This window comes from Sinorhizobium sp. GQ132, assembly GCF_059758575.1.
In genome coordinates, this window is sequence record NZ_JCAXDX010000002.1 from 163,663 (window position 1) to 187,326 (window position 23,664).

The 23,664-nt window shown below is 63.5% G+C and carries 19 protein-coding genes; 8 read left to right on the forward strand and 11 right to left on the reverse strand.

Features of this window, described 5'->3' with window-relative positions; translation table 11 throughout:
* Window positions 1–27: 27 nt before the first annotated feature.
* Window positions 28–861, reverse strand: a complete 834-nt coding sequence (locus AC6CIG_RS04895) for an extensin-like domain-containing protein (RefSeq protein WP_127710237.1) — start codon at window positions 859–861, stop codon at window positions 28–30.
* A gap of 281 nt (window positions 862–1,142) precedes the next feature.
* On the opposite strand from AC6CIG_RS04895, the gene AC6CIG_RS04900 reads away from it, so the two are divergent.
* The 4 genes from AC6CIG_RS04900 (at window position 1,143) to queF (ending at window position 7,367) form a co-directional block, all read left to right on the forward strand.
* A complete protein-coding gene (locus AC6CIG_RS04900) occupies window positions 1,143–3,347 on the forward strand; it encodes a TonB-dependent hemoglobin/transferrin/lactoferrin family receptor (protein ID WP_127710137.1) in 2,205 nt (734 codons plus the stop codon).
* A 280-nt stretch (window positions 3,348–3,627) separates the two neighbouring features.
* Window positions 3,628–5,817 (forward strand): anthranilate synthase, encoded by a 2,190-nt coding sequence (locus AC6CIG_RS04905; protein ID WP_127710135.1) that lies wholly within the window; start codon window positions 3,628–3,630, stop codon window positions 5,815–5,817.
* A 168-nt stretch (window positions 5,818–5,985) separates the two neighbouring features.
* On the forward strand, window positions 5,986–6,906 hold the full coding sequence (locus AC6CIG_RS04910; protein ID WP_127710133.1) for a cation diffusion facilitator family transporter: 921 nt from the start codon (window positions 5,986–5,988) through the stop codon (window positions 6,904–6,906).
* Entirely contained in the window at window positions 6,903–7,367 is a 465-nt protein-coding gene (queF, locus tag AC6CIG_RS04915; protein WP_018095676.1) for a preQ(1) synthase, read from the forward strand. The genes AC6CIG_RS04910 and queF overlap by 4 nt, the downstream gene beginning before the upstream one ends.
* Window positions 7,368–7,462: 95 nt before the next feature.
* Here the strand turns inward: queF and AC6CIG_RS04920 are convergent, their stop codons facing one another.
* The gene (locus tag AC6CIG_RS04920; protein WP_164866931.1) at window positions 7,463–7,951 is read right to left on the reverse strand and encodes a GNAT family N-acetyltransferase; all 489 of its coding nucleotides are present in this window, start codon (window positions 7,949–7,951) and stop codon (window positions 7,463–7,465) included.
* Entirely contained in the window at window positions 7,948–8,526 is a 579-nt protein-coding gene (locus tag AC6CIG_RS04925) for a HupE/UreJ family protein (protein WP_127710131.1), read from the reverse strand. The genes AC6CIG_RS04920 and AC6CIG_RS04925 overlap by 4 nt, the downstream gene beginning before the upstream one ends.
* Before the next feature lie 197 nt (window positions 8,527–8,723).
* Between AC6CIG_RS04925 and AC6CIG_RS04930 the strand changes: the two genes are divergently transcribed.
* Together AC6CIG_RS04930 and leuA are read left to right on the forward strand one after the other, a co-directional pair.
* Window positions 8,724–9,311: an ATP-dependent Clp protease proteolytic subunit gene (locus tag AC6CIG_RS04930; protein ID WP_003534438.1), complete on the forward strand. Its 588-nt coding sequence runs from the start codon at window positions 8,724–8,726 to the stop codon at window positions 9,309–9,311.
* Between the two features lie 462 nt (window positions 9,312–9,773).
* The gene (gene leuA / locus AC6CIG_RS04935) at window positions 9,774–11,483 is read left to right on the forward strand and encodes a 2-isopropylmalate synthase (RefSeq protein ID WP_127710129.1); all 1,710 of its coding nucleotides are present in this window, start codon (window positions 9,774–9,776) and stop codon (window positions 11,481–11,483) included.
* A 208-nt stretch (window positions 11,484–11,691) separates the two neighbouring features.
* Here leuA and AC6CIG_RS04940 read toward each other — a convergent pair whose 3' ends face one another.
* The 3 genes from AC6CIG_RS04940 to AC6CIG_RS04950 all read right to left on the reverse strand — a co-directional run bounded on the left by AC6CIG_RS04940 (window position 11,692) and on the right by AC6CIG_RS04950 (window position 14,135).
* Window positions 11,692–12,519, reverse strand: coding sequence for an anti-sigma factor family protein (locus AC6CIG_RS04940; protein ID WP_127710127.1), 828 nt, complete (start codon window positions 12,517–12,519; stop codon window positions 11,692–11,694).
* Window positions 12,520–12,522: 3 nt separating this feature from the next.
* Complete coding sequence (locus tag AC6CIG_RS04945; protein ID WP_127710125.1) at window positions 12,523–13,038, reverse strand: RNA polymerase sigma factor; 516 nt, start codon at window positions 13,036–13,038, stop codon at window positions 12,523–12,525.
* A 194-nt stretch (window positions 13,039–13,232) separates the two neighbouring features.
* Window positions 13,233–14,135, reverse strand: coding sequence for a metallophosphoesterase family protein (locus AC6CIG_RS04950; RefSeq protein ID WP_127710123.1), 903 nt, complete (start codon window positions 14,133–14,135; stop codon window positions 13,233–13,235).
* 82 nt (window positions 14,136–14,217) lie between these two features.
* Between AC6CIG_RS04950 and AC6CIG_RS04955 the strand changes: the two genes are divergently transcribed.
* Window positions 14,218–14,709 carry an NUDIX domain-containing protein gene (locus AC6CIG_RS04955; RefSeq protein ID WP_127710121.1) on the forward strand — a complete coding sequence of 164 codons (492 nt, stop codon included), beginning with the start codon at window positions 14,218–14,220 and terminating at the stop codon, window positions 14,707–14,709.
* 95 nt (window positions 14,710–14,804) lie between these two features.
* On the opposite strand, the gene AC6CIG_RS04960 is transcribed toward AC6CIG_RS04955, so the two are convergent.
* On the reverse strand, window positions 14,805–15,797 hold the full coding sequence (locus tag AC6CIG_RS04960; protein ID WP_127710119.1) for a glutathione S-transferase family protein: 993 nt from the start codon (window positions 15,795–15,797) through the stop codon (window positions 14,805–14,807).
* A gap of 256 nt (window positions 15,798–16,053) precedes the next feature.
* Here AC6CIG_RS04960 and AC6CIG_RS04965 point away from each other — a divergent pair, with 256 nt between their 5' ends.
* Complete coding sequence (locus AC6CIG_RS04965) at window positions 16,054–16,605, forward strand: GNAT family N-acetyltransferase (RefSeq protein ID WP_018095665.1); 552 nt, start codon at window positions 16,054–16,056, stop codon at window positions 16,603–16,605.
* A gap of 65 nt (window positions 16,606–16,670) precedes the next feature.
* Here AC6CIG_RS04965 and AC6CIG_RS04970 read toward each other — a convergent pair whose 3' ends face one another.
* Genes AC6CIG_RS04970 through AC6CIG_RS04985 form a run of 4 tightly spaced genes read right to left on the reverse strand, consistent with a single transcriptional unit; the run spans window position 16,671 to window position 23,498 of the window.
* Window positions 16,671–18,740, reverse strand: coding sequence for a hypothetical protein (locus AC6CIG_RS04970; protein WP_127710117.1), 2,070 nt, complete (start codon window positions 18,738–18,740; stop codon window positions 16,671–16,673).
* A 10-nt stretch (window positions 18,741–18,750) separates the two neighbouring features.
* A complete protein-coding gene (locus tag AC6CIG_RS04975; protein ID WP_498322481.1) occupies window positions 18,751–21,564 on the reverse strand; it encodes a DUF4159 domain-containing protein in 2,814 nt (937 codons plus the stop codon).
* Window positions 21,561–22,481 (reverse strand): DUF58 domain-containing protein, encoded by a 921-nt coding sequence (locus AC6CIG_RS04980; RefSeq protein ID WP_127710113.1) that lies wholly within the window; start codon window positions 22,479–22,481, stop codon window positions 21,561–21,563. The genes AC6CIG_RS04975 and AC6CIG_RS04980 overlap by 4 nt, the downstream gene beginning before the upstream one ends.
* A gap of 3 nt (window positions 22,482–22,484) precedes the next feature.
* Complete coding sequence (locus tag AC6CIG_RS04985) at window positions 22,485–23,498, reverse strand: AAA family ATPase (RefSeq protein WP_127710111.1); 1,014 nt, start codon at window positions 23,496–23,498, stop codon at window positions 22,485–22,487.
* Window positions 23,499–23,664: the final 166 nt, after the last annotated feature.

Sequence of the window (23,664 nt, forward strand, 5' to 3'; positions counted from 1 at the left end):
GGCAGCGGGTCGAGGGCGCGCGCCTCCTCAGCGGCAATAGCGGTATCCGTTTTTTCTTTCGATAACGTCCAGATGCAGATGATCTTCATGCGCCGCGTCACTGCCGGGATCGAGGACGGTCGTGAAATACAGGCAGGCCGAAGCCGTGACCGCCCGCTGGAACGCGCCGGTGAGGGTGCCGTCCTCGTCGCGGGGCTGAATCTCGATCGTTTTGTCGTTGCTGAGCGTGAACGAGGCGATGTCGACCGCGTTGCCGCGCGCATGTTCGGATATCTTGCCGGTCTCTGCATTGTTCCTCAGGCGGCAGATATAGGTTGATGCCTGGTTCAAGGCGACGATGCGCGTCTCGGCGCCGAAGGCGCTTCTGGTGGCCGGTGCCGCCGTTTCCTTCGTCCAGCGCGCGAGCGCCAGCGCCGCCTTGCAGCGCATCACCCCCTCGGGCTTCAGCGTCACGTCGGGCAGTATCGCACTGACCCTAATCGGCTTGTCGATGCCGCAGCCCTTGCCGTCGTCGATGCCATCGACCTCGGCAAAGGCGGTGCCGAGCGATTTCAATTCCGAGAGACAGGATGCATATTCCTGGGGACTCTCCTTTTCGATCGTCAGCACAGGGCCGACGTCGAGGGCGTCGTCCTTCCAGTTCGGAGGCAATTCCTGCGCTGCGCGCGCCCCGTCCTTCTTTTCTCCGCCGGATTTTTCCAGGCTCTCAGCATCACCCGGCGGCGGCGTAACGGGCTTGGGCGTGGGCGTCGGCTGGCCGCTGCCGGCGGAGGGACGCGGCTCGGGTACCGGTCCGGTCTTGGGCAAGGCCGCTCCCGAAAGGAGAAACGCGGAGATCAGAATGATTCCGGCGTGGCGCATGAGGTCCTCTCCATCTTTTCTGCAGCCCCGGGCTTTTCTGCAGCCCCAGACGGCGAAACGCACCGGGAACGATCCTGTTTCAAATTGTGCTGAAACTGAGGACGGGGCCGCACCGCAGGCATGAAGATGAGGAAGAACCCCCAGATATATATTGACAATAACACTCATGTTTTCGTATGTGGCTGAAATAAGGCGGAAATTGCCGCCCCCTACCAGCCCAGCCAGCCCTTGAGTTCGCCGCTCAACAGCAAGCCCGGCCAACACTTTCAAAGGACTGGTCCATGCTAAACCGGCATCATCGCCTGGCACTTTTGGCTTGCACGGCATTCGCTACCCTCGCCGGAGCAACAATTTCTCATGCGCAATCCATCGAAGAGGCGGCGGGTGCCGCCGAAAAGCAGGGGCGCGTAACGGTCTTAAAGAAACTTTCCGTCAGGGGGGGAGAGAAAGAGGGCGTGGCGGACACACCGCTTGCAGAGCAGGTGACGGAAGAGGAACTGGACAACAACCAGATTTCGAGCTTCGAAGATTTGGGCAGGAGCCTCGAGCCAGGGGTGAACTTCAACCGCACGAATGGCAGCGTCAATATACGGGGCCTCGAAGGGCCGCGCGTGCTGACGACGATCGACGGTATTCCCATCCCCTTTATCGACGATGGGGCGCGCGACGCCGATGGAGGCATCGACAGCTTCGATTTTGCCGCCCTTTCGACGATCGACATCGTTCGCGGCGCCGATTCCAGCCGTGCGGGCGGCGGCGCGCTCGGGGGAGCCGTGGTGCTGCGCACACTCGAGCCGGAGGACCTGATCGGCGAGGGCAAGACCTGGGGTGGTATCTTCAAATTCGCCTATGACGGCGAGGACGAAAGTCTCGGCGGGTCCGCCGCAGTTGCCGCGCGCTACGACGATACGGCGGTCCTTTTCCAGGGCGGCTACAAGAAAGGGCATGAGCAGGAAAGCAACGGCAACGTTGGCGGCTATTCCACAACGCGCACCGAGGCCGACCCTGCCGACTACGACCAGAACAATCTCCTCTTCAAAGTAAGGCAATATACCGATAGCGGCCACACCTTCGGCTTTACGGCCGAGCGCTTCGACCGTGACAAGGACATCGACTTCATGTCCGGCCAGAGCCCTACCGGCAATTATCGACCAGGTAACTACGACAAGCTCGACAACACCCGGCGCGAGCGCCTGTCGCTCGATTACGAATTCGAGGCCACCGACGACAACGCCTGGTTCGACAGCGCCTCGGCCACGATCAACTGGCAGCGCCTGTTTCGCGAGAACGGTAGCGACGCCTATCGCAGCACCTCGGTGATCGGGGATTATTCCCGCCTCAACGAGGCCGAAGAAGAGAGCTTCGGCGCCAGCGGTTATGTCGACAAGTACTTCGACACTGGCTCCCTGCAGCATAAGGTCACGCTCGGCGGCGACTTTGCCATCGGCAAGCTGCACCAATATTCCTCGGGCGAGGATAGCTGCGACACGGCGCCGAGTCCTTCCTGCAACTTCCTGCACACAAACCAGTCCGACAGCCCCGACGTCGACAGCAGGAAGATCGGCATCTACCTGCAGGATCGCATCTCGATCAGCGACGGTCCCTTCGCGCTGACGCCGGGTCTGCGCTTCGACTGGTACGATTATTCGCCGGAGAATACCGCCGCCTATATGCGCAACCCCAATTATGACGGCTTGCCGCCGGGACAGAGCGATCTGGCGCTGTCGCCGAAGCTTCTTGCAACCTATCAGGCAGCGCAAGAGGTCGAGCTCTTCGCGCAGTGGGCGATGGCCTTCCGGCCGCCGACGGCCGAGGAACTCTATCTGAATTACGGCGCGCCGGGCAGCTATCTGAGCATTGGCAATCCCGATCTCAAGCCCGAAACGAGCCATGGCTTCGAAGTCGGCGCGAATCTTGGTGACGACGAGTTCGGCGGCCGAGTCAGCGCTTTCTACAACCGCTATAAGAATTTCATTGACGAACGCTTTTCTCGCGATCCGACCGGCATCTACCCGATCGGCATCACGGAGGCGATCAACCGTGCCAATGTTTCTATTCATGGGGTCGAGGTATCGGGCCACAAAGTCTTCGGCAATGGCGTCCATGTCCGCACCGCACTCGCCTATGCCTATGGCCGAGATCTCGATACCGACGAGGTGCTTGGCTCCGTTGCCCCGCTGAAGGGAGTCCTCAATGTCGGTTACGCCACCGAAACCTGGGGAACCGATGTCATTCTGACGGCGGCGATGGACGTTTCGGATAAATCGACGAACACTTTCAAGGCACCGGGCTACGGCATCGTCGATGTCACCGGCTGGTGGGAGCCGGAGCAGTTGCCGGGTCTGAGGGTGAATGCGGGGGTCTACAACGTCTTCGACAAGACCTATTGGGATGCGGTGAACACGCAGAATGTGTTCACGCAGCCTGCCGAATTCTATTCGGAGCCGGGGCGAACCTTCAAGATTTCGATGACGCAGCGGTTCTGAGGATCCGGCGGCACACATAGAGAGCGCGGCCGCTGTGGCCGCCTCTTTTTTTCAAGGGACAGATTGGGTCCGCGGTTTTCCCGCTTGCGCGCCACTGCAAGCCGCGCTAACACTTCCGCCCATGGCAAACATGCAGAACATTGCGATCTGGTGGTGGGCTCGCTGAGGCGGCCTTGACCAGTCATGCGTGATTGAGAGATGGAGCCGCCCGGAGATTTCGAGGCGGCTTTTTTCGTATTCTGGCCGCGTGGAAAGACCGGGCTTTTACGGAGCGAGACGAATGGCAGCGGTAATTCTGGAAGACGGCGCGGAGAGTTATACCACGAAGGGTGGCATCGTCGTCACCCGCAGGCGGCGCGAGGCATCCTACAGCGACGCGATCGCCGGCTATGTCGACAGGCTCGACGAACGCCGCGGCGCGGTCTTCTCCTCGAACTACGAATATCCCGGCCGCTATACCCGTTGGGACACTGCGGTGGTCGACCCGCCGCTTGCCATCTCCTCCTTCGGTCGCTCGCTGTGGATCGAAGCCTATAACGAACGCGGCGAAGTGCTGCTGGCGCTGATCGCCGAGGATCTGAAGTCCGTTGCCGACATTACGCTCGGCGCGCTTGCGCCCCGTCGTCTCGACCTCACAATCAACGAGCCCGATCGTGTCTTCACCGAGGAAGAGCGGTCGAAGATGCCGACGGTCTTTACGGTTCTTCGCGCGGTGACGAACCTCTTTCACTCGGAGGAGGACTCGAACCTCGGCCTCTATGGCGCCTTCGGCTACGACCTCGCCTTCCAGTTCGATGCGATCGAACTGAAGCTTACGCGTCCGGACGACCAGCGCGACATGGTTCTCTTCCTGCCGGACGAAATCCTGGTGGTCGATCACTATGCGGCAAAGGCCTGGATCGACCGCTACGATTTCGCCAGGGAGGACCTTTCGACCGAGGGCAAGGCAGGGGACATCGCTCCCGAGCCGTTCCTGAGCGTCGACAGCATCCCGCCGCACGGGGATCACCGCCCGGGCGAATATGCCGAACTGGTCGTCAAGGCGAAGGAAAGCTTCCGTCGCGGCGATCTTTTCGAAGTGGTGCCGGGGCAGAAATTCTACGAGCGCTGCGAAAGCCGCCCGTCCGAGATTTCCAATCGGCTGAAGGCGATCAATCCGTCGCCCTATTCCTTCTTCATCAATCTCGGCAACCAGGAATACCTGGTGGGTGCTTCGCCGGAGATGTTCGTGCGCGTTTCCGGCCGGCGCATCGAGACCTGCCCGATTTCCGGCACGATCAAGCGCGGCGACGATCCGATCGCAGACAGCGAGCAGATCCTGAAGCTCTTGAACTCGAAGAAGGACGAGTCCGAACTCACCATGTGCTCGGACGTGGACCGCAACGACAAGAGCCGGGTCTGCGTGCCGGGCTCGGTCAAGGTGATCGGTCGCCGTCAGATCGAGATGTATTCGCGGCTGATCCACACGGTCGATCACATCGAGGGGCGCCTGCGCGACGATATGGACGCCTTCGACGGGTTCCTCAGCCACGCCTGGGCGGTGACCGTTACCGGAGCGCCGAAGCTCTGGGCCATGCGCTTCATCGAGAGCCACGAGAAGAGCCCGCGTGCCTGGTACGGGGGCGCGATCGGCATGGTCGGCTTCAACGGCGACATGAACACCGGGCTGACCTTGCGTACCATCCGCATCAAGGACGGGATCGCCGAGGTGAGGGCGGGTGCGACGCTCCTCTATGATTCCAATCCGGAAGAAGAAGAAGCCGAAACCGAACTGAAGGCCTCTGCCATGATTGCAGCCATCCGCGACGCCAAATCTGCAAACAGCGCCAAGGCCGCGCGCGATGTCGCTGCCGTTGGCGCCGGAGTGAGCATCCTGCTCGTCGATCACGAGGACAGCTTCGTCCATACCCTGGCGAACTACTTCCGCCAGACGGGCGCGACTGTCACCACCGTGCGCACGCCCGTGGCCGAGGAAATCTTCGACCGGGTCAAGCCCGACCTCGTCGTGCTTTCGCCCGGTCCCGGCACCCCGAAGGACTTCGACTGCAAGGCGACGATCAAGAAGGCGCGGACGCGGGACCTGCCGATCTTCGGCGTCTGCCTGGGGCTGCAGGCGCTCGCGGATGCCTATGGCGGCGATCTTCGTCAACTGGCGATCCCGATGCACGGGAAACCCTCGCGCATCCGCGTGCTCGAACCCGGTGTCGTCTTCTCCGGCCTCGGCAAGGAGGTGACGGTCGGGCGCTATCATTCGATTTTCGCCGATCCGTCCAACCTGCCGCGCGAATTCGTGATCACGGCCGAAAGCGAAGATGGTACGATCATGGGCATCGAACACAGCAAGGAGCCGGTGGCGGCCGTGCAGTTCCATCCGGAATCGATCATGACGCTCGGCGGTGACGCCGGCATGCGGATGATCGAGAACGTGGTTGCCCATCTCGCCAAGCGGGCGAAGACCAAGGCAGCCTGACCTCTTGCGCGTCGGCTGTATCGGCCGGAGGCATTCGACCGTTTGACAAGCGGCCCGTAATCGCCCATATGGCGCCCATGATCCGCCTGCGCGAAAACCCGCGCGGGCGGTTTTGCATTTGAATGGCCTTGCATCTGCAACTCGTTTGCATCTGCAGGAGGAATGACGATGACCGGAACCGACAATAGTACCATCCTGCGACTCGCCTTCTGGGGCATCCCCCTGTCGCTGGCCGTGATGGGTCTTAAAATGCTCGCCTGGTGGGTGACGGGCTCGGTGGCGCTCCTGTCCGACGGGCTGGAATCCTCCGTCAACGTGGTCGCCGCGGTGATTGCCTATGCGATGATCGGCTATGCGGCAAAGCCGGCCGATGCCGATCACCCCTTCGGGCATCACAAGGCGGAATACTTCTCCGCGGTCATCGAAGGCGTGCTGATCGTCCTGGCGGCGTTGCTGATTATCTGGGAAGCCATCCCCGAAATGATGGCACCGGTGCTTCTGAATGCACCGACGCTAGGCCTCGCCATCAATTTCGCCGCCGGCGTCGTCAATGCGATCTGGGCCTATGTGCTTATCCGCGCCGGCAGCCGCCATCGCTCGCCGGCCTTGAGTGCGGACGGCCAGCATATTCTCTCCGATGTCGTGACCTCCGTGGGCGTGCTCGTCGGCCTTCTTCTCGCCATCGCCACCGGCTACGCGATCCTCGATCCGCTGCTCGCCGTGATCGTCGCGGGCAACATCCTCTTCCAGGGCTGGAAGGTGATTTCGCGCTCCGTCGACGGGCTGATGGACAGAGCGGTGCCGGCGGACGAGGAGGAGGCGATCAAGGCGGCGATCGCGGCTAATGCCGGCGGGTCTCTCGGGGTCCATGATCTGAAGACGCGTCAGGCGGGCCCGGCGATTTTCGTGGATTTTCACATGGTCGTGCCGGAGGCGATGGCGGTCGGTGACGCGCACGATATCTGCGACCGGATCGAGGAGGCGATTCGCGTCGTGCACTCGGGCGCGGAGATCGCCATTCACGTCGAACCGGAAGGCGAAAAGGCGCACGGGGTGCGCGTTAAAGTTAGTGGAGCATCACGGAAATGACCAAGACTGACGTATCGGGACTTTCACAACTGGGGACGAAGGTCGATCTGCCCCAGAGCCCGGAAGAAGCGGTTCTCGAAAGGGTGCCGAGCGGGCACGGCGGCACGGATTTCGTCGTGCGCTTTACGGCGCCCGAGTTCACCTCGCTTTGCCCTATGACCGGGCAGCCCGACTTCGCGCATATCGTCATCGACTATGTGCCGGACGGCTGGCTGGTCGAATCGAAATCGCTCAAGCTGTTCCTGCATTCGTTCCGCAACCACGGCGCTTTCCACGAGGATTGCACGATCGAGATCGCCAAGCGGCTGGTTTCGCTGCTTTCGCCGAAGTGGCTACGGATCGGCGCCTACTGGTATCCCCGCGGCGGCATCCCGATCGACGTTTTCTGGCAGACGGGAAACCCGCCCGAGGGCGTCTGGCTGCCGGATCAGGGCGTGCCGACCTATCGCGGACGGGGATGATGGCGGTGGCCGATTTGCGAGGACCGTCTCGCCTCTATCTTCGGCTGGATCCGCTGACCTGGGGATGAGCCGCCCGCCGGTTCGCACGGATTTCCCTATCGATCGAGCCGAACTGCTTTTGACAGGCCGATCTTTTCCAGTTCGGTCTGGAGTATCGGGTCGAAAGCGACCTTCCTCCAAAGCACTCGGTAGCCGAGACGCTGGTAGAGTTGAAGCGCCCGCTCGTTTTGGGCCGCCACCTGGATTGCGGCTTGCCTGTATCCACGCTCGGCGATTTGCGCTTCGAGCGCCTTTATGAGGGCCGATCCGGCGCCCCGTCCTTCGAAGGCGGGAGCCACCCAGATATCGCTGATGACATCGTCATCGTGCTCGCGGGCGCCGAGGCCGGCAGCTTCTCCATCGACTTCAGCGACGAGAATGCGAGGCCCCAGTTCTCGCACGAACGGCAGAAACGGATTGTTCTGTTCGGTGGCCGCCGCAACATGCGCCGGCACAAGCGGCTTTATGCCTTTGCGCCAGGCTTCAAGGCCGATTTGAGCGAGAAAGTCCGCCTCCTGCGGCAGCGCGGAGCGAACCAGTATCATCCGAGGATCAAGGCTGCGCCGGCTATGGCGGTGGCGCCGCCGACGATACGAGTGACGACGCCGCGCTCCGCAAGCCGGGCGAGCCCCATGCCGAGACCGATGCCGGCAATGTGCAGAAGAGCGGTTGCGATCACGAATCCTGCTGCAAACGACCAGGTGCCGGCCGAGCCCAATTCTCCACCGTGGGCATGGCCATGGAAGAGCGCGAAGGCCGCGACGATGGCTGCAGCCGTTGCCGCGTCAAGCCGGACGGCTATGGCGACGACCAGGCCGAGCGCCACGACGGAGGCGAGAATGGCCGGTTCGACAAGGGGCAGGGGAGCGCCGGCGTGGGCGAGAACGAAGCCGAGCACCATCGTCGCGACAAAGGCAGCCGGCACGCTCCACAGAGCCCTGCCGCCGATCTGAGCCGCCCAAAGGCCGACGGCGATCATCGCAAGAACGTGGTCGGCTCCGAACAGCGGATGGGAAAGACCCGCCATCACCGACCCGTGTTCGGCTGGATCGAGATGGGCGAAGGCAGGCGCGGAGGAGCCGGCGAAGAGCGCGGCTGCGAGAAGGACGGATTTCTTCATTCTGGGCCCCGATACGGACATTGATGATCCGCTGATCTTATTGGGCTCCCACCGGCTGTCCATACGTCATTTGGCGGGGCCTGTTTACCATCGTGCCGAGGCGGGCGGTTCGAACCGTGTTAACGCCGCCGTTTGCATTGTTTTCGCCGTCGAGTCGCATTATCTGGTTGGAAGACATTTCATGAGGAGTCCGAAGAATGCGGAACGACGACGACCAGGAAGAAAAGAAGACCGAATTGCCCTTGGGCAAGGAGACGGAGGCGAACCTTTTCAAGTCGCGTTCGATTTTCATTTACGGGACCATCACCCAGGAACTCGCGCAGAAGGTCTGCTCGCAGCTCGTGGCGCTTGCCGCGGCCAGCGACGACGATATCCGCCTCTTCGTCAACTCGCCCGGCGGCCATGTCGAATCCGGCGACAGCATCCACGACATGATCAAGTTCGTGAAGCCTAAGGTCTGGACCATCGGCACCGGCTGGGTCGCATCCGCCGGCGCGCTCATCTATGTCGCTGCGCCCAAGGAGCAGCGCTTGTGCCTGCCGAACACCCGCTTCCTGTTGCACCAACCCTCGGGCGGAACGCGCGGCATGGCTTCCGACATCGAGATCCAGGCACGCGAGATCATCAAGATGAACGAGCGTCTGAACCGGATCTTCTCCGAAGCGACCGGACAGCCGGTCGACAAGATCGCCAAGGACACAGATCGCGATTACTGGCTCGGTGCGGAAGAGGCGAAGGCCTACGGTCTCGTTTCGCGCATCGTCACCTCCATCGCGGAAATCTAGAGCGTCCGCCCCTCATCCGCCTGCAGACACCTTCTCCCGCAAGCGGGGCGAAGGGAGGCGAGGCGCCGCCTCAGACCCCTTTCCCCCACGCGCGGGGAAAGGGCTCGTCCTCGGACCAAACCCCGAGGAGAGGGCACTCTTGCTCCGCTTTACCAAGCCGTGTATAGGCTTTTCCATGACTGAGGCCGACGCAAACAAGATCGCAGCGATCTTTTCGGGACACGATGCCAATCGTGCTCCTGCGCGCGCCTTCGCCTCCCTTCTTCTTCTCGGCCTTATCCGCGGTTGCCGGGTTCGCTGAGGAGCGCCCGGCGGCCGAAAAGCCTTGCCGGCACCTGCTCCTCGAAATCCAGAAAAGCTGAACCAAATCGCGCGGCCCCCGCGGCATCGCCATCGCAATGTCCCGAATGATCGGCTATTGCATGCGGCAGGCTACGCTCCAGTGACGAAGAGAAGCTGCACATGATTTTGAAATCGCATTCCATCAAGACCGGCATGCCCGAAGCGGCTGTGAAATATCAGCCCTATCCGCAGATCGCGCTGCCGGATCGCACGTGGCCGTCAAAGGCGATTACCGAGGCGCCGATCTGGTGTTCCGTGGATCTTCGCGACGGCAACCAGGCACTCGTCGACCCGATGGGTCACGACCGCAAGGCGCGCATGTTCCACCTCCTCCTGGACATGGGCTTCAAGGAGATCGAGATCGGCTTCCCCTCCGCGTCGCAGACGGATTTCGATTTCGCCCGCTGGTGCGTCGAGGAAGGCAACGTCTCCGAAGACGTGTCGCTGCAGGTGCTGGTACAGTGCCGGCCGGAATTGATCGCGCGGACCTTCGAGGCGCTTGAAGGTGCGCACCGGCCGATCGTGCATTTCTACAATTCGACGAGCGAGCTGCAGCGCCGCGTCGTCTTCGGCAAGGACGTGGCCGGCATCAAACAGATCGCGACCGACGCCGCCAAGATGATCACCGACATGGCCGCGAAAGCGGGCGGCGGCTATCGCTTCGAGTACTCGCCGGAAAGCTTCACGGGCACCGAACTCGAAGTGGCATTGGAGATTTGCAACGCCGTGATCGAGATCGTCCGGCCGACGGCGGACAACAAGCTCATCATCAACCTGCCCTCGACCGTGGAGATGGCGACGCCGAACATCTATGCCGACCAGATCGAATGGATGTGCCGCAATCTCGACAATCGCGAGAACCTGATCGTCTCGCTGCATCCGCACAATGACCGCGGCACCGGCATTGCCGCAACCGAGCTGGGGCTGATGGCGGGCGCCGACCGTGTCGAGGGGACGCTCTTCGGCAATGGCGAGCGCACCGGCAACGTCGATGTGGTGACGCTGGCGCTCAACATGTTCACGCAGGGCGTCGATCCCAAGCTCGACTGCTCGGACATCGAGCGGATCAAGGAAGTCTACGAATATTCCAACCAGATGGTCATTCCGGAACGCCACCCCTATGTCGGCGAACTGGTTTACACGGCTTTCTCCGGCTCGCATCAGGATGCCATCAACAAGGGCATGAAGGCGATCAAACAGGCGAACAAGCCGACCTGGGAGGTACCCTATCTGCCGATCGATCCGCGCGATGTCGGACGCAGCTATGAAGCGATCATCCGCATCAACTCGCAGTCGGGCAAGGGCGGCATCGCCTATATCCTGCAGGAGGACTACGGGATCAATCTGCCGCGCAATCTGCAGATCGAGTTCCGTGAGGAAGTCCAGCGCATCACCGACGAGGAAGGCAAGGAGCTGCCCTCGAAGCGCATCCATCAGCGCTTCATCGAAAGCTATGTCGAGCAGCCGGGCGCGCGCATCAAGTTCGTCGACCATCACACCTACCCTGTAGGCGAGCACAAAGGCTTGCGCGTCGTTGCCGCCGAGATCACGGACGGCGGCGAGACCAGACAGATCGAGGGCAAGGGCACGGGCCCGATCGACGGCTTCATCAACGCACTGTCGATCTATCTCGGCGTCGAACTCTCGGTGGCGGATTACTCCGAGCATTCGCTGCAGCATGGTTCGAACGCCGCTGCGATCGCTTATGTCGAGGTCGAGTATCCGGGCGGCAAGCTCTTCGGCGTCGGCATCAACACCAATATCGTGGCCGCCTCACTGGAGGCGATTGTCTCGGCTGCCAACCGCGTGCTGGACGTGATGGGGAAGTGACGCGCTTGCCCTGGTAGGTGCCCCTTGCCCCGACCCTCTCTCCGCGCGCGGAGAGAGGGTAATGGTATTGGGCAGCGCTCATTTAGGTTGATCTTCGATAGGGTCGCGGAAACGCTTCCGACCCTGGCTCATATGCGATGGCTCTGCCTCCCATGAGCAGAAGGTCGCGATGGCTCTGTGCGGGGCAGATACTCGGTCTTGATCAGCGTCAAATATTCGCCGCCACCGTTTCGGCAAGGTCCTGCAGAGCGGGGTCGGAGGACGGACCTATCATCACAAATGAGACGCTTTCCCGTTGCCACGATATCAAGCCGAGGTCGCCGCGGATGGTCTCGGTGAATTCGCCGGATTGTTGCGCGTCGCCTTGCTTGAGAAAACAGATGGTGAAGACCTCTCCCTCCCGGTCGCGATAGACGAGCTGGGCAACCGGCCTGCCGTTGGCGGCAAGGAGCCTCGCCCCTTCGAAGGATAATCCCTTGCGGGCGAGATCGGGGACAGCGAAGCTCACGCCGACGCTTGCGGCAAGCCAGGTCTCGATCTCGGCCGCCTGCGTTCCCGGCACCTCGACCAGATGCTCCTTCTGGCGCGAATAGATGCGGTGAGATCCGACGATATCGTCGATCCAGGGGCGGTCATCGGCCTGGTTCATCGGCTCGACGAAATCCGTGGCGCTGCCGAGAATGAAGCCGGCGGCTCCGCCGAGCAGGAAAAGGGCGGTGGAAGCGGCGAGGATGCGCGGCCAGATGCGAGCGCTTCGTCTTGGAAGGCTGGCCGTCGTTACCCGCTCCGATTTCGGGTTGATGCCGGGGCCTTGCTTTATCTGGCGCACCAGCGCCAGCGGCACCGGATCATGGAGGAAGTTTTCGAAAGCCCCGTTGCCGAAGGCGCTGCCCGACTTGAGCTTGTCGAGCAATGCCCTTGCCTCGTCGTCGCGGGCGAGAAGATCGTCAAGCTCGGATTTTTCGCTTTCTGCGAGTTCGCCGTCGATATAGGCGGACAACCGCACCTCGAGCGTCAGCCCCTTCGTTCGCAGCAACGGTCAGGCCCTCCTTTCCGTATTTTCGGACAACATGGCCGCGAGCCTGAGCCGCGCCGTCGACAGTCTGCTCATGACCGTACCGACGGGGATGCCGAGGATCTCCGCCGTTTCCCGGTAGCTGTGGCCTTCGACATTGACGAGGAGGAAGACGCTTGCCAGTCCCTCCGGCATCGACAGGATCATCTTCTGCACCTGATTGGCATAGGCGGCCTTTTCGGCTGTTGCTTCGACGTGCGGTTCTTCCCGCTCGAAAACGTCGACCGCACCGGCGCTGCGCACCTTGCGCTTGCGGATTTCGTCCACCCAGAGATTGCGGGTCATCGCATAGACCCAGCTTTCCAGCCGGCCCTCGCCATTCCATAGGTGACCGCGCGCGATTGCCCGCTCGCAAACTTCCTGGACGAGATCGTCGGCATCATTGGCATTGCGGGCCAGCGTGATCGCGAAGCGGCGCAGTTTGGGCAGCAGGCTGACCAAATCCCGTCTGAAATCCTTCATTTCTGCCGCTGGGCGCATTGCTCTTCCAGTAAAACGTGCCGGATCGCGCGTCCATTCGCCATCCGGACGCACCATCAATGATATGGAACATTTGGTCCTAAGTCTGCAAGGGAAGAGCCGGAACGGAAAGAGGTTTTTGCGCCCCGGCAACCGGTTTTCCCCACGCCGGCGCGGGTCCTTGAATCGGCCGGCACCGAGAGGCTTCCGGCGTTTCAGAAATACGTCGTTTCGGCGAGCACCACGCCGGTCGCGTCCGGGTTGATCGCGTAGCGCTCCCGGGTCAGCCGCCAGTCTCCGGGCTCGCCGTCGACGGAAAAGAGATTATAGGCGGCGACGGGCTTGCTGCCTCCGGGACCCTGCGAAGCGGATGCGATGCCGACGACCGGCACCGGCCCCGTATGCCCCTTGAGCCAGTGGAGCGTATTGAGATGCGTGTGGCCGTGCAGAACCAGCTCGGCCCCGCCGGCGGAGATGGTGGCAGCGAAACGGCGGATGCCGATCATGCGCTTGTGCATCGAGGTCGCGCCGCGAATCGGCGGGTGATGGATCATGACGATGCGGAACAATCCGGCTTCGCCGGCCTGGCGAAGGAGGTTGACCGTCGCGCGCGCCTGTCGCGGCCCGAAATAGCCGCTCGCGGCGAAAGGGGGAGTGGCCACGGCCGTCGAGCAGCCGATGAGCGCCACCCTTCCGCGCACCCGCATATAGGGAAAGCAGGCATGCTTCTTCATCCAGCCGCTGGGGCCGTCGTCGCCGCGCATGAAGGGATACCATGCATGCGTGATCTTCTCGTATGCGCCGGGCACATAGGCGTCGTGGTTGCCTGGAACCACCGAGATTTCATTGGGGTCGCCCGCGTCCGCGAGCCATTCGGTAACCGCTTCGATCTCCAGCGAAGAGGCGAGGTTGACGAGATCTCCGGTGATCGCCAGGTGATCCGGATTGCGCACCTCGATGTCCTGCATCAGGCAGTCGAGCGTCCCGGGAAAGAGATGGCGCACCCTGTTCCTGTGCCAGTTGACGAATCCGGTGATCCGCTTGGAAGCGAGTTCGCGGAGGGAGAGATCGGGCAAAGGCCCCAGGTGGACATCGGATATATGCGCAAGTTTGAACATTAATCTCGTCTAGCGCATATTCCCGGGAAGGGGAATCAGTAATGGACTATTCCCGGAAACCGTGAATGTGAGGAGAAGGCGTATGGACGAGAGCCGCGGGCCGGAGATGCCCTCCTGGCGGCTCCGCTTTCTGACGCGGTTTGCCCATGTTTATTTCGCCCTGGCCCGCGGCATGACGCTCGGCGTGCGGGCTGCCTGTTTCGACGATGAGGGGCGGGTCTTTCTCGTAAGGCATTCCTATCTGCCGGGCTGGCATCTTCCCGGCGGCGGCCTCGACCGCAACGAGACTGCGGTGGAGGGCCTTGCCCGCGAACTCAAGGAGGAGGGCAACCTCGTGCTGACGACGGCACCGCTGCTCTTTCAGGTCTACTACAACCGGCGCACCAGCAAGCGCGATCACGTCATCTTCTTCCGCTGCGATAATGTCCGCCAGGAGCGGCCGAAGCGTGCGGATCTCGAAATCGCCGCGGCGGGCTTCTTTCCGCTCGACGACCTTCCGGCGGACACGACGCCTGCGACCCGGCGCCGGCTGGCGGAGCTCGCTGGAAGCGCGGCGCCCGATACGTTCTGGTAGGCGACCGATCGCCCCCTCATGCGCCTGCTTGTCCCTTCTCCCCCGCAAGCGGACGAAGGGACAAGCGGCTAGCGCCCATTTTCTCTCATCCTTGTTCAGAGGTTATCCCGCCCGTGCGGCGCTCCAAGGTCGAGCACCGGACCCGCCGGCACGATGCCCGTGGGATTGATCGTCGTATGGCTGCGGTAATAGTGCTGCTTGATGTGGTGCATATTGACCGTCTCGGCGACGCCCGGCACCTGGTAGAGCTCGCGCAGATAGCCGTAGAGATTCGGATAGTCCGCAATGCGGCGGATGTTGCATTTGAAATGGCCGACATAGACCGGATCGAAACGGACGAGTGTCGTGAAGAGCCGCCAATCGGCTTCCGTCAGGCGGTCTCCCGTGAGATAGCGCTTCGACGCGAGGCGGTTCTCCAGTTCGTCCAGCATGGAGAAGAGGGCGGCGACGCTCTCCTCATAGGCCGCCTGGCTGGTTGCGAAGCCGGCCTTGTAGACCCCGTTGTTGACCGCGTCGTAGATACGCGCATTGAGCGCGTCGATTTCGGGACGCAGATCTTGCGGGCAGAAATCTGCCGTCGAGCCGGTCAGACGATCGAAGGCCGAGTTGAACATGCGGATGATTTCGGCGGACTCGTTCGAGACGATCGTGTTCTTCCGCTTATCCCAGAGGACCGGCACCGTCACCCGGCCGGAATAGACCGGGTCGGCGCGCAGATAGACTTCCCAGAGCATGCGCGAGCCGAAGAGGTGATCGGCGGTGCCGCCGTTCTCGCCCTCACGGTCCTCTCCCTTGAATTCCCAGCCATTGGCCAGCATCAGCGGGTCGACGATGGAAAGAGAGATGAGGTCTTCGAGCTTCTTGAGCTTGCGGAAGATCAGCGTGCGGTGCGCCCAGGGGCAGGCAAGGGACACATAAAGATGATAGCGGCCCGCTTCGGCCTCGAAGCCGCCTTCGCCGGAAGGGCCGGGCGATCCATCTGCCGTGATCCAGTTGCGGAACTGCGATTCGCTGCGCTTGAAATGACCGTTCGTCGCACGCGTGTCGTACCAGACATCCTGCCAGACGCCATTCACGAGCCTACCCATAGGCCAACTCCTTTCGATCGTTTGCTGACGTCATAATTAGTGCTGAGAACCGCGGCCGATAGATGTGAAATTCCGAACAGTGCGTTTTACCCTTTGACTGGCAGCATTTTTCTGCTATCGGCGAAACGGTAGCTCTTTCATCTGGGAACGATCACAACAATGATCCTGTCGGGAAGCCTGCGACGACGCTGATGCTGCAAACGCCCATTCGGGGCGAGCCATCCTCCATGTCCGTTCGCATGCCGGTTCTCGACACATGAAAAAGCACGATCTCGTCTATCTGACCGAAGACGCATCCCACGACGCAGCCATCGAAATCATCAATGAAGAGGCGTTCGGGCCGGGTCGCTTCACCCGCGCCGCCGCGCGGATTCGCGAGCAGGGGCCCCATGACCGGGCGCTCTCCTTCATCTGCGCCGATAACGGCGAAACGATCGCGTCGGTCCGGATGACGCCGGTAACGGCCGGTTCGGTGAAAGGACATCTGCTCGGCCCGCTTGCCGTCCGGCCCTCGCACAAGAACCAGGGCATCGGCCGGGAACTCGTCCGTATTGCAGTCGAAGCGGCGCGCCGCAAGGGCACCGAAGCGGTTATCCTCGTCGGCGATCCGCCCTATTACCAGCCGCTCGGTTTCGAGAAGGTACGCCACGGCGCGCTCCAATTCCCGGGTCCCGTCGATCCCGCGAGGGTTCTCGTCGTGCCGGTCGCGCCGGACGTTCACGCCCGGCTTGAAGGCGTGATCGCCTGGCGGGATGACGGCGCCACCTGCCTCACTGCGCGCACGGAGGCGCAAGGGGCGGCTGCCTGATCTCTGGACGTCGGCTATTCGTCGTCCTTGGCCCGAGAATGGCGAAGCCGTGGCCTAGTCGGCGTTCACCGACCCTCGCGATACCAGGTAGCGGAGATGAGGAAGAGCAGTGCCGCCAGGCCGAAGAGCCCCGCGAAAAGTGAAAGGGAATCAATGCCCTTCAGCACCGTCTCGTCGGTCATGCGCAGCGACAGGCGCTGATCGTCCGCCACGCGGACGGCGCCGCGAACCGGGAGGATAGACGGGAGGTCGACGGGTCCGTCGGCGCTGGCCAGACGGCGGACCAGGCCCTTCGTCTTCTCCGCCCAGGGTTTGATCTTCTCCTCCGTGGAAATCGCCGCCTTGAATTCGGGCGCATCGACGTTGCCGACATGGACGAGCGTCGTCAATTCGTCGTTGGCAACTTCGAAGAGGCCGATTTCATTGGTCTCGACCTCAGCCTTGTAGAGCCCCGGCTCGCCTTCCGTGAGCGTGACTTCCTGGGTCCGGCCGGAAGGATAGGTGAGGGTCGCCTGGCCGGGATCTCCTTCGATCGTCTGGCGCGTGATCTCGAGCGTCCGGCCCATCGCGCGGGCGGTGAGCGCCTCCTCTTCGAGCGCCGGCTCCTGCATAAGCCAATGCGCCGTGCGGCGATAGAGCGAGACATGCGGCCCACCCCCTTCGAAGCCGCGCGCCCAAAGCCAACCCTGGTCGGAGAGCAGCATGGCGACACGCCCCTTGCCGACGCGATTGAGGACCAGCAGCGGCTTGCCGTCAGCAGCTTCCATTACCGTCTGCCCGAGCGGCCTGTCCACGTCGACGGTACGGAACCAGCGGCCCCAGGCCGGCGGTTCGTCCGCTGCCCCTTCGAGCCCGCGGGTGACCGGGTGCTTCTTTCCTTCCTCCGAGAGCCGGGGGAAGAACGCCTTCTCGTTCATGACGCCGGTCGGCGTTGCCGGCAGCACCGCCGCAAGCGGGGTCGCGGCGATCGAATCGTCGCCGGCGTGCTCCGGCCCGGCGGCGATCAGCAGCGCTCCACCGTTCTGCACGTACTGGGCGATGTTGTCGTAATAGAGGATCGGCAGCACGCCACGATGCTGGTAGCGATCGAAAATGATGAGGTCGAACTCGCTGATCTTGTCGACGAAAAGCTCCCGCGTCGGGAAGGCGATGAGCGAGAGTTCGTTGATCGGCGTGCCGTCTTGCTTCTCCGGCGGCCGGAGAATGGTGAAATGGACGAGGTCGACCGCGGCATCGGATTTCAAGAGGTTGCGCCAGGCGCGCTCGCCCGCATGCGGCTCTCCCGAAACGAGGAGCACGCGAAGATTTTCGCGGATGCCGTCGAGCACATGCACGGCGCGGTTGTTCGTCTCCGTCACCTCGCCGGCAACCGGATTGACGGCGAATTCCAGGATGTTGTTGCCGCCGCGCGGAACGGTGAAGCTGAACGGAACGTCTGTGCCGGGCTCCGCCTGCTCCGTGGCGATCTCGTTGCCGTTCAGGCGGATCGTCACCTCGGCGCTGCCGCCGGGAGCCGCGCCGTCATCCACGACCCGAAAGGTCATTCTCTGCTGTTCGCCGACGATGCCGAAGCGGGGGGCGCTGACGATTTCGATGCGCCGGTCGAACTCGTCCGGCTTGCCGCTGATCAGGGCGTGGACGGGTGCATCGAAGCCGAGCTTCTGGTTGACGTCCGGCACGTCGTGGATCTGGCCGTCGGTAATGAAGATGGCGCCGCCGACACGGGCGGGCGGCACGTCTGCGAGCGCCGTTGTCAGGGCGCCGAAGAGCCTGGTCGAGGGGGCCTCGGTTTCCTCGCCGTCGGCGGCTTCGACAATGCGCGCCTCGATCTGGGGGAAACGGGAAAGGCGTTGCTTGAGCCCCTCGAGTGCCTGGTCGGTCTGCGCGCGGCGGTCACCGTTCTCCTGGCTCTGGCTGCGGTCGACAACGACGGCGACAATGGTGGAGAGGGGTTCGCGCTCCTCCTGGAAGAGGACGGGATTTGCAAGCGCGAGGCAGAATGCAGCCAGCGCCGCCGCCCTGATCCAGGCTCCCCGAACGCCGCGCCAGATACCGAGTGCCGCCAGAACGGCTGCGACAAGCGCCAGTGCCGCGAGATACGGCCAGGCGAGAAGCGGCGAGAAATCGATTGTCATCGCCGGGTCCTCATTGTCCGAGCCGCTCGAGCAGGGCGGGCACGTGCACCTGGTCGGCCTTGTAGTTGCCGGTCAGCATGTACATCATGATGTTGACACCGGAGCGAAAGGCGTATTCGCGCTGCATTTCGTCCGGCGGCACGGTCGGCAGCAGTGCGACTCCGTTCGAATCCACGGCCCATGCACCGGCAAAGTCGTTGCCGGTGATGATGATCGGCGTCACCCCGTCGCCCGGCCGCGCCGGCCGGTTGCTCGGTTCCTCGCGACTATCGAGCTGGGATTCGATCCACAGCGGGCTGCCGGTATAGCGGCCGGGAAAATTCGTCAGCAGATAGAAGGCCTTGGTCAGGACATGGTCGGCCGGAACCGGCTCCAGCGGCGGTATGTCGAGATTGCCGAGGATCGCCTGGAGACGTTCGGTGTTCGCGCTGGTTCCGTTCGATGAAGAGCCGAGCGAGGAAAACTGATCACGCGTGTCGAACAGGACCGTGCCGCCCGCCCGCATATAGGCATCGATTCGGCTGACGGCTTGCGGGCTCGGCATGGGCGCGCTGGCGGAAATCGGCCAGTAGATGATGGGGTAGAGGCTCAATTCGTCCTTGGAGATGTCAAGGCCGACGGGCGCGCCGGGCTCGAGCGTGGTGCGATAGGTGAGGAAGTCGGTGAGGCCTCTCAGCCCGTCTTCGGAAAGGCGGTCCACCTCTTCCTCGCCGGTGACCACATAGGCGAGATGCGTGGTGTCCAGCCGCTCGAGGATGCGCTGGTCGTCCGGGCGCGTGTCGTCGGCAAAGACCTGCGGCGGGGCGAGGAAGACGGTTCCGGCGAGGACTATGATGATTGCCGAAGCGGCCCTTGCCGTCCGAGCGCGTGAAAACACGCCACCCATGAAGAGCACGATCAGAGCGTCCGCGAGCAGCAGCAGGAGGGCGAGCGTCATCAGCGCCGGCTTCAGCGACCAGCTTTCCGTACCGGCCAGCCGCTCGGAGGTATGAGGGCCGGCGGCGGTCATGTCGATCCGCTTGAGCTCGGCGTCGCGCGGTAAGAGGTTGAGCGCCGTAAAGCCGTCCTCGGAGCCGTAGAGCCCCGGAGGATTGTCGGCTGTCGCGACCGGTGCCTTGCCGGGCACGATGTCGAGGGGACGGGCATTGCCCGTCTCGGCGACGAGCACGCCATCGGCGTTCAGAAGCCGGTAGGGCGGCAAGGTCTGCGCCTTCACCGCCTTGCCGTCGCTGGCGATACCGCCGCCGCGCGAGAGCTGGACACTGCGGCGGAGCATTTCAACGAAATGGCCCGAGATCGGCAGGTTCGACCATGTGGCCTCGGCGCTGACGTGAAAGAGCACGATGCGGCCCGCCCCGCGTGTCGCAGTCGTGACCAGCGGTGTGCCGTCGGCGAGGTTTGCCCATGTGCGCTCCGCCAGATCGGCTGTCGGTTCGGCCAGAACCTGACGCTTGACGAGAATGTCGGTGGGGCGGGCCATGCCGGCGAAGGGACTGTTGCCGGGATAGTCGGCGAGCGGCTGCGGTTCGGACCAGGAGAGCGCGCCGCCGAGCGCCCGTTCGCCCTGGCGAAGCGTGACCGGGACGAGCGGATCGTCGGCAGGTGCGGCGGCCAGGCGGGGGCCGGCGAAGCGGATCAGCGTGCCGCCGTTGTCGATCCATTTCGCAAGCAGAGGATAGGTCTCTTCCGGCAGCCGGCCGATGTCGGCCATGATCAGAACCGAGGGGCGCTGCTCGAGAAGCTCCGGAATTGCAACGGCAAGATCGTTCTGGCGGGGCTCGACGAGATCGGCATAGGGGGCGAGCGCCCGATTGATATAGTAGAGCGGCGAGAGCAGCGGCTGCGACAGGTCACGTGCCTCGCCGCTCAGTAGAGCCACGCGACGGCGGCGAAAGCCGTCGTCGAGGAGATGCTGGGCGCCGGCGGTCGCGGCTCCTTCGATGCCGATGCGGGCGAAGTCGTTGCGCAGTTCGAACGGGGCCTCGATCATCCCCTTGGCGGTTGCTGCGCCGGGTGCGAAATCGATGGCCCCGCCGGCGATCGCCCGGCCGCGGGTATCGAACGCAACGATGGGCAGGGAACGGCCGTCGTCGGTCTTCAGCCGGCTCGCCGTCACCGACATGCCGCCGGACTCGTTGCTCGTCGCAGTGAGCGCCACGGCCTCGCTGCCGTCCGCTTCGATCACCTTGAGACCGGCCGCGCCGATCCCGGCCAGCGCCTCCATCGTCTTGCCGTCGCCCCCTTCGATGCCGTCGGTGATGAAGGCGACCGTTCCCGGAGGAGCGTCTTCGAAGGCCGCCTGCAAGGCCGCGATTGCGGAACCACGGTCGGCGGGCAGCGGCTCGGGTCTGGCCGCCGCCAGCCGGTTGCGCGCAGTGCTCGCCGATCCGGGCGTCGCGTCGTGCTGGCGCTCTCCGGTGAAGACGATCGAAATCGCGACATCCTTCGCCTCGGCGTCGTCGATCAGCGCCGAGGCGGCTTCGACACGCCGCTCCCAGTCGGGCGCCGTTGCCCAACTGTTGTCGATCAGCAGCGCCAGCGGCCCGGAGGTCGCGAGCGTATTGCTGCGCGGGTTGAAGACGGGGTCGGCGATCGCGAAGATGACGGCCGCGGCCATCAGCATCCTGAGAAGGGTCAGCCACCAGGGGCTTTTCGAGGGTGTCTCCTCGCGCTTCATCACCGAAGCCAGGATGCGCAGCGGCGGAAAGATTTCGGCCGCAGGTCTTGGCGGCGTCATGCGCAGCAGCCACCAGATCACCGGCAGTGCCACGAGTGCTGCCAGAATGGCGGGGTTGGCAAAAATGAAGGAGAGGCCGCCGATCATGCAAGCCCCCCATGGGCCGCTCGGCCCGGCATGCCTGAAAGATGCATATGCACCGTGACCAGAGCTTCCGACGCCGCCCGATCCGTTCTGTGCGGAATGAAGGTCCAGCCGAGATGGCGCAGGCTCGTGCCGAGGCTTTCGCGGCGGGCGCGATAGGCACGCTGGTAATCCTCGCGCAGGATCTCGGCGCGTCCCGCGGTCAGCTTCTCGCCGGTTTCAGGGTCGGTGAACTCGGTTCTGCCGGCATAGGGGAAGACTTCCTCCGCCGGATCGGCGATCTCCACGACATGGCCGCGCAGGCCCCGGCGGGCGAGCGGTCCAAGTCGTTCCATCACCCTGTCGGCGGGGTCGAGAAAATCGCCGATCAGAACCAGGTCGCTGGCGCCGCGGATCATTGCGGTATCGGGCAGGCCCTCCGAAAGCGGACTATGCATGATTGCGGTTGCCAGCCGCTCGGCGGCGTTGCGTGCCGAAACCGGCTCCATCACGCCCGGGCAGCCGATCCGCTCGCCGGAACGGGCGAGAATTTCGGCGAGCGCCAGCATCAGCACCAGAGCGCGGCTCTCCTTCGAAACGGCGCCGAGCGTCGATTTGTACATCATCGAGGGCGAGAGATCGGCCCAGAGCCAGATCGTGTGCGCTGCCTCCCATTCGCGGTCGCGGACATAGGTGTGGTCGTCCTTGGCGGAACGGCGCCAGTCGATACGCGAGAAGCTTTCCCCGTCGCTGTAGGGGCGGAACTGCCAGAAGTTCTCGCCGATACCGCGCTTGCGCCGGCCGTGCCAACCGGTGATGACCGTGTTGGCGATCCTGCGGGCCTCGACAAGACAGTCGGGCACCAGCATCGCGCGCTGCTGCGCGCGCGACAGGACCTCACCGGAAGGGGTACGCGCGACAATGTGCCCGATCGAGGCCATGCGTCAGCCCTTGGCCCGCTTCACCAGGTCGGCGATGACGTCGCGCACCGACATGCCCTCGGCGCGGGCGGCGAAGGTCAGCGCCATGCGGTGCTGGAGAACCGGCTCGGCGAGCGCAAGGACGTCGTCGATCGAAGGGGCAAGCCGCCCGTCGTAGAGCGCGCGGGCGCGGGCGCAGAGCATGAGCGCCTGTCCGGCGCGCGGACCCGGCCCCCAGGCAACGTTCTTGTCGGTGTCGACATTGCCGTTGCCGGGGCGTGCGGAACGAACGAGCGCCAGGATGGCGTCGACCACCTTCTCGCCGACAGGCATCTGACGGATCAGCCCCTGGATCTGCTGCAGGCGGCCTGCGTCGATCACGGGCCGCGCCTCGGTTTCTGCGAGTCCGGTCGTCTCGAGCAGGATCTGTCTTTCGGCGGCAAGCTCGGGATAGCCGACATCGACCTGCATCAGGAAGCGGTCGAGCTGGGCTTCGGGAAGCGGATAGGTGCCTTCCTGCTCCAGCGGGTTCTGGGTTGCGAGCACGTGGAACGGCTGTGGCAGGTCCTTGCGGTCGCCCGCGATGGTGATGTGATATTCCTGCATCGCCTGCAGCAGGGCCGACTGCGTGCGCGGCGAGGCGCGGTTGATCTCGTCGGCCATCAGGAGCTGCGTGAAGATCGGGCCGGGAATGAAGCGGAAGGAGCGATGACCTGCCGCGTCCTGGTCCATGACTTCCGAACCCAGGATATCGGAGGGCATGAGGTCGGGCGTGAACTGAATGCGGCTGTTGTCGAGCCCGAGAACGATGCCGAGCGTGGCGACGAGCTTGGTCTTGGCAAGTCCCGGAACGCCGACAAGCAGCGCGTGTCCGCCGGAAAGTACCGCGAGCAGCGTTTGCTCGACGACGCTCTCCTGACCGAAAATGACCTTGCCGATCTCGGCGCGGACCAGCGCGACCTCTCCGAGCGCTGCCTCGGCTGCGGCGACGATCGCCTTTTCGTCGGCCAGTTCGGTCGCGCCTTTCATTACACTCATTGCAAGTCTCCCGGTCGTCCGCTTCTGGATCGATCGCCGATGCCGGCTGTCCAGTTCCTGTTTTTCAATTTAGACCCCGCGGGGCGGCTGACAAGCCGCCGCCGTCGCACTATCTCGTGAGCTTGACACCAAAGCCTGAAGCATTGCGTTCCAGGCGCGAATGCGG

What these genes read in the sequence shown, in the direction of transcription:
- AC6CIG_RS04950 (WP_127710123.1), bottom strand. Translation starts at nt 14,135, where the DNA reads ATGTTCAAACTTGCGCATATATCCGATGTCCACCTGGGGCCTTTGCCC.
- leuA (WP_127710129.1), top strand. Translation starts at nt 9,774, where the DNA reads ATGATTTTGAAATCGCATTCCATCAAGACCGGCATGCCCGAAGCGGCT.
- AC6CIG_RS04955 (WP_127710121.1), top strand. Translation starts at nt 14,218, where the DNA reads ATGGACGAGAGCCGCGGGCCGGAGATGCCCTCCTGGCGGCTCCGCTTT.
- AC6CIG_RS04965 (WP_018095665.1), top strand. Translation starts at nt 16,054, where the DNA reads ATGAAAAAGCACGATCTCGTCTATCTGACCGAAGACGCATCCCACGAC.
- AC6CIG_RS04945 (WP_127710125.1), bottom strand. Translation starts at nt 13,038, where the DNA reads ATGCGCCCAGCGGCAGAAATGAAGGATTTCAGACGGGATTTGGTCAGC.
- AC6CIG_RS04980 (WP_127710113.1), bottom strand. Translation starts at nt 22,481, where the DNA reads ATGGCCTCGATCGGGCACATTGTCGCGCGTACCCCTTCCGGTGAGGTC.
- AC6CIG_RS04920 (WP_164866931.1), bottom strand. Translation starts at nt 7,951, where the DNA reads ATGATACTGGTTCGCTCCGCGCTGCCGCAGGAGGCGGACTTTCTCGCT.
- AC6CIG_RS04960 (WP_127710119.1), bottom strand. Translation starts at nt 15,797, where the DNA reads ATGGGTAGGCTCGTGAATGGCGTCTGGCAGGATGTCTGGTACGACACG.
- AC6CIG_RS04925 (WP_127710131.1), bottom strand. Translation starts at nt 8,526, where the DNA reads ATGAAGAAATCCGTCCTTCTCGCAGCCGCGCTCTTCGCCGGCTCCTCC.
- AC6CIG_RS04930 (WP_003534438.1), top strand. Translation starts at nt 8,724, where the DNA reads ATGCGGAACGACGACGACCAGGAAGAAAAGAAGACCGAATTGCCCTTG.
- AC6CIG_RS04985 (WP_127710111.1), bottom strand. Translation starts at nt 23,498, where the DNA reads ATGAGTGTAATGAAAGGCGCGACCGAACTGGCCGACGAAAAGGCGATC.
- AC6CIG_RS04895 (WP_127710237.1), bottom strand. Translation starts at nt 861, where the DNA reads ATGCGCCACGCCGGAATCATTCTGATCTCCGCGTTTCTCCTTTCGGGA.
- AC6CIG_RS04970 (WP_127710117.1), bottom strand. Translation starts at nt 18,740, where the DNA reads ATGACAATCGATTTCTCGCCGCTTCTCGCCTGGCCGTATCTCGCGGCA.
- AC6CIG_RS04975 (WP_498322481.1), bottom strand. Translation starts at nt 21,564, where the DNA reads ATGATCGGCGGCCTCTCCTTCATTTTTGCCAACCCCGCCATTCTGGCA.
- AC6CIG_RS04910 (WP_127710133.1), top strand. Translation starts at nt 5,986, where the DNA reads ATGACCGGAACCGACAATAGTACCATCCTGCGACTCGCCTTCTGGGGC.
- AC6CIG_RS04900 (WP_127710137.1), top strand. Translation starts at nt 1,143, where the DNA reads ATGCTAAACCGGCATCATCGCCTGGCACTTTTGGCTTGCACGGCATTC.
- queF (WP_018095676.1), top strand. Translation starts at nt 6,903, where the DNA reads ATGACCAAGACTGACGTATCGGGACTTTCACAACTGGGGACGAAGGTC.
- AC6CIG_RS04905 (WP_127710135.1), top strand. Translation starts at nt 3,628, where the DNA reads ATGGCAGCGGTAATTCTGGAAGACGGCGCGGAGAGTTATACCACGAAG.